Consider the following 12,248-nt stretch of genomic DNA (forward strand, 5'->3'; position numbering starts at 1 on the left):
CTGCTATTGGGATTTGACGCGAGGGAAACAACCTCTGGATCATAGCCGCTTCTCCATACACAACCGGATGGAACGTCCATGCTTTCAGGCTTCGATGGTCTCCGCTTCAGCCACTGGCACCCCGAGATCCGCGACGACGGCGTGGTGGTTCTCTCCCTGGATCGTCAGGACAGCAGCGTCAACGCGATGTCGCAGGACGTGCTGCTGGAGCTGGGCGACCTGCTTGAGCGCATCGCGCTGGACCCACCCAAGGGCGTGGTGGTCCAGTCGCTGAAGAAGGCCGGCTTCATTGCCGGTGCCGACCTGAAGGAGTTCCAGGAATTCGACCGTCGCGGCACCGTCAATGACGCGATCCGTCGTGGCCAGGCCACCTATCAGAAGCTGGCCGAGCTGCCCTGCCCCACCGTTGCGGCGATCCACGGCCACTGCCTGGGAGGCGGCACCGAACTGGCGCTGGCCTGCCGCTACCGCGTGGCGTCCAATGACAGCAGCACCCGCATCGGCCTGCCGGAAACCCAGCTTGGCATCTTCCCGGGCTGGGGCGGCAGCGCCCGCCTGCCGCAGTTGGTGGGCGCGCCGGCGGCAATGGACTTGATGCTGACCGGCCGCACCCTGTCGGCCTCGGCCGCGCGTGGCATCGGCCTGGTCGACAAGGTGGTGGCGCCAGCGGTGGTGCTCGACACCGCCGTCGCGCTGGCGCTGTCCGGCACCACCCGCCCGTTCAAGCAGCGCGCGACGGCATGGGCCACCAACACCTGGCTGGCACGCAGGCTGCTGGCGCCGCAGATGGTCAAGCAGGTCGCACGCAAGGCGAAGAAGGACCAGTACCCGGCGCCGTACGCGCTGATCAGCACCTGGCAACGCAGTGGCGGCAAGCCCATCCAGGCCCGCCTGGACGCCGAGCGGCGCGCCGTGGTCAAGCTGGCCAGTACACCGACCGCGCGCAATCTGATCCGTATCTTCTTCCTCACCGAGCGACTGAAGGGCCTGGGCAGTGGTGATTCCGGCATCCGTCACGTGCACGTGGTCGGCGCCGGCGTGATGGGCGGCGACATCGCCGCGTGGGCCGCTTACAAGGGCTTCGAGGTGACCCTGCAGGACCGCGAGCAGCGCTTCATCGACCCGGCCATGGAACGCGCGCAGGCGCTGTTCGCCAAGAAGGTGCGCGACGAAAGCAAGCGCCCCGCCGTGGCCGCACGCCTGCGTGCCGACCTGGAAGGCAATGGGGTTGCCGAAGCGGATCTGGTGATCGAGGCGATCATCGAGAACCCGGAAGCCAAGCGTGCGCTGTACCAGACGCTGGAACCGAAGATGAAGCAGGACGCCCTGCTGACCACCAATACCTCGTCGATCCCACTGGTGGAACTGCGCGATCACATCCAGCGCCCGGCGCAGTTCGCCGGCCTGCACTACTTCAACCCGGTAGCGCAGATGCCGCTGGTGGAAATCATCCACCACGATGGCATGGCGCCGGAGACCCAGCGCCGCCTGGCCGCGTTCTGCAAGGCGCTGGGCAAGTTCCCGGTGCCGGTGGCCGGCAGTCCGGGCTTCCTGGTCAACCGCGTGCTGTTCCCGTACATGCTGGAAGCGGCCACCGCCTACGCCGAAGGCGTCCCGGGCCCGGTGATCGACAAGGCCGCAGTGAAGTTCGGCATGCCGATGGGCCCGATCGAACTGATCGATACCGTCGGCCTGGACGTGGCCGCCGGAGTCGGCCGCGAACTGGCACCGTTCCTGGGCCTGCAGATTCCGGCCGCGCTGCAGACGGTGGAACCGGACAAGCGTGGCAAGAAGGATGGCCAGGGCATCTACACCTGGGAAAACGGCAAGCCGAAGAAGCCGGACGTGGCCAGCGACTACCAGGCCCCGGCCGACCTGGAAGACCGCCTGATCCTGCCGCTGTTGAACGAGGCAGTGGCGTGCCTGCACGAAGGCGTGGTGGCCGATGCGGACCTGCTGGATGCCGGCGTGATCTTCGGCACCGGTTTCGCCCCGTTCCGCGGCGGTCCGATCCAGCACATCCGTGCGGTCGGTGCCGATGCGATCGTCGAGCGGTTGAAGGCGCTGCAGCAGCGCCACGGCGACCGTTTCGCCCCGCGCCCGGGCTGGGACAACCCCGCCCTGCGCGAACCAGTGGTTTGAGTTGATCGGCCGGGCCTGCGGCCCGGTACCCGCAGAGGCAACCGCCGAAGCAAAAGCCAAACCCAGAGCCAGAGCCAGAGCCAGAGCAACAGCCGGCTCTGGCTTTTCTGTTTGTTGGGCGGGGCGGTGTCGGGTTGCGGGGACGCCGTAAACCCGTCTTTGGGGGCTTGGCCGCGGCATCCATGCCGCGGACACCCCGCAACCCGACTCCGCCCCACCCCTGACAGTTTCCCGGTGACGGTGGGTGAACTGCGATGGCTGTAGGTGTCGACCTTGTTCAGCACGGATCATTACGAACTGGCGGGTGTCGACCTTGGTCGACACCAAGAGCGAAGCGACCGGCGTTTGATTTTCTATTTTCTTCTCCGTGGCTGGACGCACACGGAAACTGTCAGAGGTCGGGCGGGTGGGTTGCGCAGGACCGTTGGCGCCATGGATGGCGCCATCGAGCCCCCATGGACGGGTTTACGGCGTGTCCTGCGCCACCCACCCGCCCGGCCAAGCGCGGTTTCTGCTTTTGCTTCTGCCTTCAGCGACCAAGCAACCAGCCACGAGGGGCTGCGCCGTTGGCTGGAACACCCTGTTACCCATACGAGGCATGTCCCCGTCACAGCCGCATGCGATGCTGACCACCTGATCCCTGCCAGCGAGAACGCCCGCATGACCACCATCATCGCCCCGCGCGTGCACGACATCGGCGGCCTCGAAGTCCGCCGCGCCGTCCCCACCCTGCAGGCGCGCAGCATCGGCTCGTTCGTGTTCGTCGACCAGATGGGCCCGGCACTGATGCACCCCGGCACCGCCATCGACGTGCGCCCGCATCCGCACATCGGCCTGGCCACGGTTACCTATCTGTGGTCGGGCGCCATCGGCCACCGCGACACCCTGGGCTCGGATCAGGTGATTCGTCCCGGTGACGTCAACTGGATGACCGCCGGCCGCGGCATCGCCCATTCCGAACGCACGCCACAATCGGACCGCGACCATGACAACCCGATCCACGGCATGCAGACCTGGGTCGCGTTGCCGAAGTCGCATGAGGAAATCGAGCCGGCGTTCTATCACCATGCCGCTGCCACCCTGCCCGAGCAGCGCCGCAAGGGTGCCTGGCTTCGGGTGATCGCTGGCCGCGCCTATGGCGAGGAATCGCCGGTGAAAGTGTTCGCCGATACGCTCAATGTGGCGATCGATCTGGACCCGGACGCGGAAATCGACATCGACGACGGTCACCGCGAGCGCGCGTTGTACATCCTTGAGGGCGACGCGCAGTTGGATGGCGTGGACATTCCCGCACAGCACCTGGTCATCCCCGAAGCCGGCGCACGCGGCCGCCTGCGCGCAAAGACACCGGTGAAGGCGATGCTGTTCGGTGGCGAGCCGCTGGATGGCCCGCGCCACCTGTGGTGGAACTTCGTGTCCAGCTCGAAAGAGCGTATCGAGCAGGCGAAGCACGATTGGGAAGCCGGTCGCTTCGGCACCATCCCCGGCGACGACAAGGAGTTCATCCCGCTGCCGCAGTACTGAGCATCGCGTGTTGCACACATCCGAGGGTGTATTCCTGCACCCGGCGTTGACGCTACAGTCACCCGCTGATCATTGAAATGTGACATAAATCACACTTTCGACCGTCAAAGGAGTGCAACACATGAGCATGGGTAAACGCTTGTCCGCCGAGTTCCTCGGCACGTTCTGGCTGGTTCTGGGTGGCTGTGGCAGTGCAGTGCTGGCCGCCAAGTTCGGTGGTGACGGCAATCCGCTGGGTATCGGCTTCCTCGGCGTGGCGCTCGCCTTCGGCCTGACCGTGGTGACCGGCGCCTATGCGTTCGGCCATATCTCCGGTGCGCACTTCAATCCGGCGGTCAGCGTCGGCCTGTGGGCCAGTGGTCGTTTCCCGACCAAGGACCTGGTGCCGTACATCATCGCCCAGGTTGCGGGCGGCCTGCTGGCCGGCTTCATCCTGCTGCAGATCGCCTCCGGCGCCAGCGGCTTCGCCATCGATGGCAGCCAGGCCGGAGCGTTCGCCAGCAATGGCTATGGCGCGCTGTCGCCCGGTGGTTACAGCGTGGCTGCGGCCTTCCTGTGCGAAGTGGTCCTGACCGCGGTGTTCCTGATCGTGATCATGGGCTCCACCCACGGCAAGGCACCGGCCGGGTTCGCCCCGCTGGCGATCGGCCTGTCGCTGACCCTGATCCACCTGATCAGCATCCCGGTCACCAACACCTCGGTGAACCCGGCCCGCTCCACGGCCGTTGCCTTCTTCGCCGGCAGCGGTGCGGTCAGCCAGTTGTGGCTGTTCTGGGTCGCCCCGTTGCTGGGTGGCGCGATTGGCGGCCTGATCTACAAGTGGATCGGCAACGACCGCTGATCCCCGCAGCAACCATTGCGGCCGACCCTCGGCCGCAATGGTTGCGCTTGCAACCGCGAATTGTGCGATTGCTCACGTTCCGTTAAGGTTGAGTTGACCGTCCGTGCACATGCCGGATGGGGGGCGTCCGGGGATGGGATGCCATGGTCGCCGGCTCTGCTGGCGAAGCCAACCAATTCATCACCTTGGGGGATGCATGAAGTTCGTGCCTGTCATGTTGTCGAGCCTGCTTTTCGCTGCGGCCCACGCCGCCGCGCAGGCGCCGTCCGAATGTCCTTCGCTGCCGGCCAGCAGCGGTCTGCAGTGGCAGCAGCAGGTGCAGGCCGATTTCCTGGTCTGCCGCGCCAGCACCCCTGATGGCCGCGAAGTGCTGAGCCTGATGCTCAGCGCGCGTGACCCGTCCATTCCGCTGAACCGCTCGCTGCGGCAGGAAAAAGGCAGCTTCGGCGGTGAATCGCTGTACTGGTACCAGCCCGACCTGGGCGGCCAGCAACCGCCGGGGTATGCCGAACGGCGCATCAGCGTGGTCAAGCTCGACAAGGGGCGTTACGCGCAGATTTCGCTGTATCCGGACAGCGCGCAGGAGCTGGGGTCACTGCAACAGCTGGCGCAGGGCATGAGCCTGACCCCGTCGGCCGTGGCCGCCGGGCGCTGAGGATGACGGGGATGACTGCCTGGCAGCATCCCCGCAGCGCGACCCCATCCAACGGTTGTGCCGGTCGCTGGCCGGCACCCCGATCCGCCTCCATGCGAGGCAGTTGCCGGCCAGCGGCCGGTACTACGTCAGAACTTGCCTTCCTGGAAATCGACGAAGGCCTGCATCAGTTCCTGCCGCGTGTTCATCACGAACGGCCCGTGGCGCATCACCGGTTCGCGCAGCGGACGGCCGGCCACCAGGATCAGGCGCGCGCCTTCATTGCCGGCCGAGATGTGCAACTGCTCGCCACCGCCCAGCACCGCCAGTTCCTGGCGGGCGACGTCGCGCGCGGCGTCCTGCTCACCCACGGTCACGCCACCTTCGAATACGTACGCAAAGGCGTTGTGCCCTTCCGGCAGCGCATAGGTCCAGGCACGGTCGGGCGCCAGCGTGATGTCGAGGTAGAGCGGGTCGGTGGCCGGTTGCACGATCGGGCCGCGGGTGCCATCGACCGTGCCAGCAATCACCTTCACCTCCACGCCCGCTTCCGGGTGCACCACCGGAATCCGCTCAGGCGCGAACTCCTGGTACTTCGGCTCGGTCATCTTCTCCTTCGCCGGCAGATTCACCCACAGCTGGAAACCGCGCATCTGCCCGCTCTCCTGCTCGGGCATCTCCGAATGCACCAGGCCACGGCCAGCGGTCATCCACTGCACGCTGCCCGGGGTCAGCAGGCCTTCGTTGCCATGGTTGTCGCGATGCCGCATGCGCCCGTCGAGCATGTAGGTGACGGTCTCGAATCCGCGGTGCGGATGCTCCGGGAAACCGGCGATGTAGTCCTCGGCGCGGTCGGTGCCGAATTCATCGAGCAGCAGGAACGGATCGAGGTCGGGCAGCGTCGGGCCACCGATGACGCGGGTCAGGCGCACGCCGGCACCGTCGGAGGTGGGCATGCCACGGATGGTCCGCAGCACGCGGACCGGTTCGGGAAAGCTCATGGCGACTCCTGTTGGATGGATGCCACTGAAGATGGACGCCGCACGGCCACACGCCAATGGACGGCGCCGCAACCGATTGTTCCATCCCTGATGTTCGCTGCACGTCAGCACAACAAGCGTACGACCAAAGTACTACCGCCGATTCGTCCTGTGCCAATTGACCCTGTCGAGGGCACGCGGGACTCTTTGACTGTCTTTCCGGGAGAGAGCACCTCATGAAAGGGTTTTCCAAAATAGGCTGGGCGGTCCTCGCCCTGCTCGGCGCCTTCTGTCTGGGCACCGTGGCCCTGCGCCGCGGCGAACACATCAATGCGCTGTGGATCGTCGTCGCCGCGGTGTCGCTGTACCTGGTGGCCTACCGCTTCTACAGCCTGTTCATCGCCAACAAGGTGATGCAGCTCGATCCGACCCGGGCCACGCCGGCGGTGATCAACAACGATGGCCTGGACTACGTGCCCACCAACAAGCACGTATTGTTCGGCCACCACTTCGCCGCCATCGCCGGCGCCGGCCCGCTGGTCGGCCCGGTCCTGGCCGCGCAGATGGGCTACCTGCCTGGACTGCTGTGGCTGGTGGTGGGCGTGGTGCTGGCCGGTGCGGTGCAGGACTTCATGGTGCTGTTCCTGTCCAGCCGTCGCAACGGCCGTTCGCTGGGCGACCTGGTACGAGAAGAGATGGGCCAGGTACCCGGCACCATCGCGTTGTTCGGTGCGTTCCTGATCATGATCATCATCCTGGCGGTGCTGGCGATGGTGGTGGTCAAGGCGCTGGCCGAAAGCCCGTGGGGCATGTTCACGGTAATCGCGACGATGCCTATCGCCATCCTGATGGGCGTGTACATGCGCTATATCCGCCCCGGCAAGATCGGCGAGATCTCGGTGGTCGGCCTGATCCTGCTGCTGGCCGCGATCTGGTACGGCGGCAAGGTCGCCGCCGACCCGGTGTGGGGCCCGGCGTTCACGTTCACTGGCACCCAGATCACCTGGATGCTGATCGGCTACGGCTTCGTCGCATCGGTGCTGCCGGTGTGGCTGTTGCTGGCCCCGCGCGACTACCTGTCGACCTTCCTCAAGATCGGCACGATCATCGCGCTGGCCGTCGGCATCCTGATCGTGATGCCGGAACTGAAGATGCCGGCGCTGACCCAGTTCGCCGCCAGTGGCGACGGCCCGGTGTGGAAGGGCGGCATGTTCCCGTTCCTGTTCATCACCATCGCCTGCGGTGCGGTCTCTGGTTTCCATGCGCTGATTTCCTCCGGCACCACGCCGAAGCTGCTGGCCAATGAAGCGCACATGCGCTACATCGGCTACGGCGGCATGCTGATGGAATCGTTCGTGGCGGTGATGGCACTGGTGGCCGCATCGATCATCGACCCGGGCATCTACTTCGCGATGAACAGCCCGGCCGCGGTGATCGGTGCCGATGCTGCGTCGGCGGCGCACTACATCACCAACACCTGGGGCTTCACCATCACGCCGGAGCAGCTGACCGCGACCGCGGCGGCGATCGGCGAGCCGACCATCCTGCATCGTGCAGGTGGCGCGCCGACACTGGCGGTGGGCATCGCGCAGATCCTGCACGAAGCAATCCCCAGTGGCAGCGACGCAATGATGGCGTTCTGGTACCACTTCGCGATCCTGTTCGAAGCATTGTTCATCCTGACCGCGGTGGACGCCGGCACCCGTGCTGGACGCTTCATGCTGCAGGACCTGCTGGGCAACTTCGTGCCGGCGCTGAAGAAGACCGAGTCGTGGACCGCCAACATCATCGGTACCGCCGGCTGCGTGGCGCTGTGGGGCTACCTGCTCTACACCGGTGTGGTCGATCCGTTCGGCGGCATCCAGACCCTGTGGCCGTTGTTCGGCATCTCCAACCAGATGCTGGCCGGTATCGCGCTGATGCTGGGCACGGTAGTGCTGTTCAAGATGAAGCGCGACCGCTATGCGTGGGTCACTGCGGTACCGGCGGTGTGGCTGCTGATCTGCACCACCTATGCCGGCTTCATCAAGATCTTTGACAGCAACCCGGCGCAGGGTTTCCTGGCACAGGCACACAAGTTCCAGGCCGCGCTCGCCAGCGACACGATCACGGCGCCGGCCAAGTCGGTGGCGCAGATGAAGCAGATCGTGGTCAACGCCTACGTCAATACCGGCCTGACCGCGCTGTTCCTGCTGGTGGTGGGCGCAGTCCTGGTGTATTCGATCAAGACCATCCTGGCGGCACGCCGCAATCCGCAGCGCAGCGACCGCGAGACCCCTTACGTGGCGCTGAAGCCGCATGAAATGGTGGATCTGTGATGAGTACGCAACTGGTTCCCGCCGGCCAGTACCAGGCGCACCGCCGCATCTGGCGGCGCCTGGTGCAGACCGCACGACTGTGCTGTGGCATTCCTGATTACGACAACTACGTCCGGCATATGCTGGAAAAGCATCCGGACCAGGAGCCGATGGACTACAAGACGTTCTTCCGCGAGCGCCAGGAAGCGCGCTACGGCGGGCGCAATGGTGGCCGCTGCTGTTGATGCTCGGGTTCGACAGCGCTGCAGCGGCCTTCAGTAGATTCACGCCATGCGTGGATGAAGACCGCCGCTGATCGAATGGTGTCCGGGGTCAGATCCGTTTCCTCCGGGAAACGGATCTGACCCCTTCTTTGAAAGAATGCCGAGCGCGGGCTCGGCACTACACGGGCAGAGCGGGTTCGCGGCGCACGCCGCGAACCCGCAACAGGATCGTCCGGTCAGAACTCAGGCGCCGGCCATCCACTTCAGGATCAGGCCGGTGACATAAGCCAACCCGGTACCGGTGGCATAGCCCACCGTACCCAGCAGCACCCCCACCGGCGCCAGCGTCGGGTGGAACGCCGCAGCAACCACCGGTGCCGAGGCGGCCGCCCCGATGTTGCCCTGCGAACCGATCGCGAAGAAGAACAGCGGCGCGCGCAGCAGCTTGGCCACCACCCACAGCACCAGCACATGCGTGGCCATCCAGATCGCGCCGAGCAGGAACAGCCACGGCCGATCCAGCAGCGACAGCAGGTTCATCTGCATGCCGATGCAGGCGATCAGAAAGTACAGGAACACCGTGCCCAACCGCGAAGCGCCTGCGGCTTCCAGCCGGCGCGCACGGGTGAAGCTCAGGCCCAGCCCCATCGCCGTGGACAGCAGGATCACCCACACGAACTGGCTGTCCAGGCTGAACTGGCTGGCCCAGCTGACGTTGGCCTTGAACCAGCCCGACAGCGGTGCGGCGATGGCGTGGGCCAGGCCGACGCCACCCAGTGCCACGCCGACGATCACCATCAGGTCGGTCATGCTGGGAATGCGCGCGTTCTGTGCCTCGTAGGCGCTGATGCGTGCCTTCATCTCGTCGATGGCGCGCGTATCGGCCCCGTTGCGGGTGTCGATCTGCTGCGCGCGGTTGGCCAGGAACAGCAGGATCGCCATCCACAGGCTGGCGCAGGCCACGTCGACCACGGCGAACTGGCCGAAGGTGGTGGCATCGGTGCCGAACACCTCACGCATGGCGACCATGTTGGCGCCGCCACCGATCCAGCTGCCGGCCAGTGCGGCCATGCCGGCCCAGGTATCACCGGCCACCGTTTCCGGATGGATCAGCTTCATCAGCTGGAAGGAGACGATCGCACCGAGCATGATGCCAGCGGTACCGGCACAGAACACAAGCAACAGCTTCGGCCCCAGCTTGATGACGCCCTTGAGGTCGATCGACAGCGTCAGCAGGACCAGCGCGGCCGGCAGCAGCACGTCACGCGCGACCGGGTTGTACAGCGAGGTGTTGTGGCCATCGATGACACCGGCGGTGTTGTAGATGGCGGGGATGAAATAGCACAGCAGCAGTGCCGGCACCCAGGCGAAGATCTTCTTCAACAGCGGGGTCGGACCACTGGCGGCCCAGAAGATCAGGGCCAGGGTGGCGGCAATCAGGCCCAGTCCAACGATATCGTTGCTGATCAGGGCAGTAGCGGGTTCGGTCGGCATGGGATCCTCTGTCGATCGAAAGAGCGGGAAAAAAAAGCGCCGCATGAAGCGGCGCAGGTCGAGATTAACACTGTCTTCACGCCGGGTCATGCCGCAGCGCGAAGCAAGTCGGCCGTCCGATCAGGCGGGGCGCGAAGCGCCGAAGTCCAGGGTGACACGCGTCCCGCGCGGTTGGCAGGGCTGCAACTGCAGCGTCCAGCCCAGGTGCTCGCACAGCCGCGCGATCAGGTCCAGGCCGATGCCACTGCCTCGATCGGCACGCTCACCGCGGGCCATGCGCGCGTGGATCGCCGCGATCTCCTCCGGGCTCATCCCATGCCCGGGGTCCTGCAGCGTCAGTACCGCCGACGAACTCAGCTGCAGCTCGATATGGCCGCGGCCGCTGTTTTCGATGGCATTGCGCAGCAGGTTGCCGATCGCCGCCTGCACCACCGCCAGCGGCGCGACGATATCCACCGGCGCGGCCTGGATACCGATGCTCAGGTCCTTGTCGCCGAGCAGGTGTCGATGGTCGTCGACGATCTCCGGCAGCAGCTGGTCCAGTGCGATGCGCTCGGCACGCGCGGCCAGGCGCGCAGGATCACGCGCCAGCACCAGCAGCAGCTCGATCAGCTGCTCCACGCTCTGTGCCGTGCGCAGGACCCGCTGCATCTGCTGGCGGGCACGTTCGGGCAGGCCCGGTTGCTCCAGCGCCAGCTCGGCTGCACCGGTCATCACTGCGATCGGCGTGCGCAGTTCATGGCTGGCGGTACTGATGAAGACCCGCTCACGCTCGACGAACTGCTCGTTGCGGTCCAGGTAGTCGTTCAGCGCATCGGCGATGGTGTGCAGCTCGGAACTGCCGCGCGGGTCGACCTCGATGCGCTGGCCCTGAACGCCCGGCCGCAATGCGCCGATGTGCTGGGCCAGCAGGCTCAACGGGCGCACCATGCGTTCCATACCGAAGGACGCCATCAGCACGGTGACGAAGATCATGATCACCCCGGCCAGCATCACCCAGCGCGTGGCGAACTGCTCCAGGTCATGGAAGTCGGAGATGTCCAGCGCCAGCGCGACACGTCCCATCGACCGGGTCTCGCGCACCATCACCGCCGTCTCCCGGCCTTTGATCATCACGCCGTCGTGAAGGCCCGGATGCAGCGTACGCAGGCTGTCAGGCAGGTTGACTGCATCGAAGCGGTACAGGCTGAGCGTGTCCGAATCCTGCCAGCGATAGTGCGGCTCATGCTCGACGTGCTCGACGATGCTGTCCAGTTCGGAATTGAGCAGCGCGCGCCAGGCGGCATGTTCGGCGTGTTCGTGCACGTAGTTGCCGACGCTGAACACGGCGATCGACAGCAGGGCCAGGTAGCCCAGCAACCACCACACCACGCGCCGGTACAGCGGGCCCGGCCTACGCGCCTTCATCATCATCCTTGCCTGCACCGGCGGCCGCGGTCACCGCAAGGCGATAACCAACCCGCGGCAGGGTGTGGATCAGCTTGTCGGCAAACGGACCGTCGACGCTGCGGCGCAGCTCGTAGACATGCGAGCGCAGCAGGTCACCATCCGGTGGCTCATCGCCCCACAGGGCGAACTCCAGCTGTTGGCGGGTGACCGCACCGGGGCTGGCACGCATCAGCACCTCCAGCAGCTTGCGGCAGGCCGGGTACAGGTGGAGTACCTGCCCCCCCCGCTGGGCTTCGAGGGTCGCCAGGTCCAGCACCAGGTCGCCCACCTGCAGGCGCTTGCGCGGGTTTCGGCCCTGCGCACGCAGCAGCAGCGCCTCCAGCCGAACTTCCAGCTCGGGCAGGGCGAACGGCTTGGTCAGGTAGTCGTCGGCACCTGCGCGGAATCCGGTGATCTTGTCCGGCAGCTCGTCGCGCGCGGTCAGCATGATCACCGGCACCTCCGAAGCGTGCTCGGCGCGCAGGCGACGCAGCACCTCCGGCCCCTCCATGCGTGGCAGCATCCAGTCCAGGATCACCGCGTCGTAGGGGTGGCTGCCGGCCAGGTGCAGGCCGGTGATGCCGTCCGGGGCCACGTCGAGCACATGCCCGCGCGACTCGAAGTAGTCGAACAGGTTGGCCACCAGCTGGCGGTTGTCCTCGATCACCAACAGACGCATGCACG

10 protein-coding genes are annotated in these 12,248 nt (G+C 66.1%); 6 read left to right on the forward strand and 4 right to left on the reverse strand.

Annotated features, from left to right (window positions below):
* The first annotated feature begins 78 nt into the window (after window positions 1–78).
* The 4 genes from ACEPA4_RS14770 (at window position 79) to ACEPA4_RS14785 (ending at window position 5,162) form a co-directional block, all read left to right on the forward strand.
* Window positions 79–2,142 (forward strand): 3-hydroxyacyl-CoA dehydrogenase NAD-binding domain-containing protein, encoded by a 2,064-nt coding sequence (locus ACEPA4_RS14770; RefSeq protein ID WP_262090257.1) that lies wholly within the window; start codon window positions 79–81, stop codon window positions 2,140–2,142.
* Window positions 2,143–2,802: 660 nt separating this feature from the next.
* A complete protein-coding gene (locus ACEPA4_RS14775; protein ID WP_005418267.1) occupies window positions 2,803–3,666 on the forward strand; it encodes a pirin family protein in 864 nt (287 codons plus the stop codon).
* Between the two features lie 121 nt (window positions 3,667–3,787).
* The gene (aqpZ, locus tag ACEPA4_RS14780) at window positions 3,788–4,507 is read left to right on the forward strand and encodes an aquaporin Z (protein ID WP_139727487.1); all 720 of its coding nucleotides are present in this window, start codon (window positions 3,788–3,790) and stop codon (window positions 4,505–4,507) included.
* Between the two features lie 196 nt (window positions 4,508–4,703).
* The gene (locus ACEPA4_RS14785; RefSeq protein WP_032954397.1) at window positions 4,704–5,162 is read left to right on the forward strand and encodes a hypothetical protein; all 459 of its coding nucleotides are present in this window, start codon (window positions 4,704–4,706) and stop codon (window positions 5,160–5,162) included.
* Window positions 5,163–5,290: 128 nt separating this feature from the next.
* On the opposite strand, the gene ACEPA4_RS14790 is transcribed toward ACEPA4_RS14785, so the two are convergent.
* Window positions 5,291–6,142: a pirin family protein gene (locus ACEPA4_RS14790; protein WP_053499689.1), complete on the reverse strand. Its 852-nt coding sequence runs from the start codon at window positions 6,140–6,142 to the stop codon at window positions 5,291–5,293.
* Between the two features lie 215 nt (window positions 6,143–6,357).
* Between ACEPA4_RS14790 and ACEPA4_RS14795 the strand changes: the two genes are divergently transcribed.
* Together ACEPA4_RS14795 and ACEPA4_RS14800 are read left to right on the forward strand one after the other, a co-directional pair.
* On the forward strand, window positions 6,358–8,439 hold the full coding sequence (locus ACEPA4_RS14795; protein ID WP_005418274.1) for a carbon starvation CstA family protein: 2,082 nt from the start codon (window positions 6,358–6,360) through the stop codon (window positions 8,437–8,439).
* Window positions 8,439–8,663: a YbdD/YjiX family protein gene (locus ACEPA4_RS14800; protein WP_005410613.1), complete on the forward strand. Its 225-nt coding sequence runs from the start codon at window positions 8,439–8,441 to the stop codon at window positions 8,661–8,663. Before ACEPA4_RS14795 ends, ACEPA4_RS14800 begins: the two co-directional genes overlap by 1 nt.
* Window positions 8,664–8,885: 222 nt before the next feature.
* Here ACEPA4_RS14800 and ACEPA4_RS14805 read toward each other — a convergent pair whose 3' ends face one another.
* From ACEPA4_RS14805 to ACEPA4_RS14815, 3 genes are all read right to left on the reverse strand, one after another.
* A complete protein-coding gene (locus ACEPA4_RS14805; protein ID WP_005418276.1) occupies window positions 8,886–10,136 on the reverse strand; it encodes a DUF819 domain-containing protein in 1,251 nt (416 codons plus the stop codon).
* Window positions 10,137–10,256: 120 nt separating this feature from the next.
* Entirely contained in the window at window positions 10,257–11,543 is a 1,287-nt protein-coding gene (locus ACEPA4_RS14810; RefSeq protein WP_005418277.1) for a HAMP domain-containing sensor histidine kinase, read from the reverse strand.
* Window positions 11,530–12,243: a response regulator transcription factor gene (locus ACEPA4_RS14815; RefSeq protein ID WP_005418278.1), complete on the reverse strand. Its 714-nt coding sequence runs from the start codon at window positions 12,241–12,243 to the stop codon at window positions 11,530–11,532. The genes ACEPA4_RS14810 and ACEPA4_RS14815 overlap by 14 nt, the downstream gene beginning before the upstream one ends.
* Window positions 12,244–12,248 lie beyond the last annotated feature (5 nt).

This window comes from Stenotrophomonas sp. P2112 (assembly GCF_041897515.1).
GTDB lineage: Bacteria > Pseudomonadota > Gammaproteobacteria > Xanthomonadales > Xanthomonadaceae > Stenotrophomonas > Stenotrophomonas sepilia.

Excerpts from the sequence above, each read along its gene's own strand:
- ACEPA4_RS14795 (WP_005418274.1), top strand. The coding sequence starts at position 6,358 with ATGAAAGGGTTTTCCAAAATAGGCTGGGCGGTCCTCGCCCTGCTCGGC.
- ACEPA4_RS14805 (WP_005418276.1), bottom strand. The coding sequence starts at position 10,136 with ATGCCGACCGAACCCGCTACTGCCCTGATCAGCAACGATATCGTTGGA.
- ACEPA4_RS14775 (WP_005418267.1), top strand. The coding sequence starts at position 2,803 with ATGACCACCATCATCGCCCCGCGCGTGCACGACATCGGCGGCCTCGAA.
- ACEPA4_RS14815 (WP_005418278.1), bottom strand. The coding sequence starts at position 12,243 with ATGCGTCTGTTGGTGATCGAGGACAACCGCCAGCTGGTGGCCAACCTG.
- ACEPA4_RS14800 (WP_005410613.1), top strand. The coding sequence starts at position 8,439 with ATGAGTACGCAACTGGTTCCCGCCGGCCAGTACCAGGCGCACCGCCGC.
- ACEPA4_RS14770 (WP_262090257.1), top strand. The coding sequence starts at position 79 with ATGCTTTCAGGCTTCGATGGTCTCCGCTTCAGCCACTGGCACCCCGAG.
- ACEPA4_RS14790 (WP_053499689.1), bottom strand. The coding sequence starts at position 6,142 with ATGAGCTTTCCCGAACCGGTCCGCGTGCTGCGGACCATCCGTGGCATG.
- aqpZ (WP_139727487.1), top strand. The coding sequence starts at position 3,788 with ATGAGCATGGGTAAACGCTTGTCCGCCGAGTTCCTCGGCACGTTCTGG.
- ACEPA4_RS14810 (WP_005418277.1), bottom strand. The coding sequence starts at position 11,543 with ATGAAGGCGCGTAGGCCGGGCCCGCTGTACCGGCGCGTGGTGTGGTGG.
- ACEPA4_RS14785 (WP_032954397.1), top strand. The coding sequence starts at position 4,704 with ATGAAGTTCGTGCCTGTCATGTTGTCGAGCCTGCTTTTCGCTGCGGCC.